Origin of the sequence: Nostocoides australiense Ben110, from assembly GCF_001050535.1 — a bacterium.
Lineage (GTDB): Bacteria > Actinomycetota > Actinomycetes > Actinomycetales > Dermatophilaceae > Nostocoides_A > Nostocoides_A australiense.
Map to the genome: position 1 here is coordinate 3,604,405 of NZ_HG764815.1, position 1,493 is coordinate 3,605,897.

Annotated in this window: 1 protein-coding gene; it reads left to right on the top strand. The window is 71.7% G+C overall.

Annotated elements, in window-relative coordinates; translation table 11 throughout:
* The coding region (locus tag BN11_RS17630; protein WP_048699613.1) for a ferrous iron transporter B at nt 1-1,382 on the top strand (1,382 nt) is incomplete at its 5' end.
* Nucleotides 1,383-1,493 lie beyond the last annotated feature (111 nt).

The following is a 1,493-nucleotide window of genomic DNA, read 5'->3' on the forward strand; positions in this document are numbered from 1 at the left end:
CGCTGCCGCCGCCGGTCGAAGGCCCGGAGGGGGCGGCCTGGATCGACTCGGTGCTGGCCGCGGCGGACTACCGGCCGGCCGGGGCGGACCGGCGCACCCAGAAATTGGACGCCGTGCTGCTGCACCCGCTGCTCGGCGGGCTCATCTTCTTCGCCGTCATGTTCGCCTTCTTCCAGATCATCTTCACCGTCGCCGCGCCGCTGCAGGGCTGGATCGAGCAGTTCTTCGGCTGGCTCGGCGCGCTCGCCGCGGCCCGCCTCGGGCACGGGTGGGCGGGGGAGTTCGTCGGCACGGCGCTGCTCGGCGGCATCGGCGGGGTGCTGGTCTTCCTGCCCCAGATCGCGCTGCTGTTCTTGATGGTCTCGCTGCTCGAAGGCGTCGGCTACCTGTCTCGGGCGGCGTTCATCATGGACCGGTTCATGGCCCGGTTCGGGCTGGAGGGGCGGGCCTTCGTCAGCCTGCTGTCATCGGTGGCGTGCGCGATCCCGGGGATCATGGCCACGCGCACCCTGCCCTCGGCGCGCGACCGGCTGGCGACGATGATGTCGGCGCCGCTGATGACCTGTTCGGCGCGGCTGCCGGTCTTCGTGCTGCTGGTGTCGATGCTCATCCCGGCGTCGGAGCAGGTGGGGCCGTTCGGGGCGCGTGGGGTGGTGCTGTTCGCGCTGTATGTCGTGGGCGCGCTCTCCGCGCTGCTCACCGCCGCGCTGTTCACGCGGGTCGGCCGCGGGACCGGGCAGGCGCTGCCCTTCTATATGGAACTGCCGCCATATCGCATCCCCAGCCTGCGAGTGGTGCTCTTCTCCGTGTGGGACGCCTGCCGCTCGTTCCTGCGCAAGGTCACCCACATCATCCTGGCCACCACCTTGCTCCTGTTCCTCCTGCTCAACCTGCCGGCGCGCAGCGCGGACGACATGCGCGCCGCCGGGGTCGACCCCGCCGACCCGGCCGCCAGCGCGGCATACGTCCTGGACAACAGCTTCGCGGCGGACATCGGCCGCGCCGTAGGCCCGGTGTTCGCGCCGCTCGGGTTCGACTGGCGCATCAACGTCGGCGTCGTCTCCTCCCTCGCGGCCCGCGAGGTGTTCGTCGCGACCATGGGGCAGGTGGCGGCGGCGGAGGACCCGGAGAACCCCGGGCAGGCGTTGCGGGCGATGCGAGTGGCCGACGGCCCACGCGCCGGCGAACGGCTCTTCACCCCGCCGACGATCGCCGCCTTGTTGGCCTTCTTCGTCTATGCGCTGCAATGCGTCTCGACGATCGGAGTGCTGCGGCGCGAGAGCGGCAGCTGGCGCTGGCCGCTGCTCGCCTTCGCCTATATGTTCACGCTGGCCTGGGTCGCAGCATTCCTCGCCCGCACCATCACCGCGGCCGTGACCTGAGCGTGGTGGCCATGATCGCGATGCATCCCGAGGCCGTTGCCGGCGATCCGGCCAGCGTGCGGTGGGTCGTCGCCCAGGCCCCCGCCGGCAACGGCCCCGTCACCGCCGTGC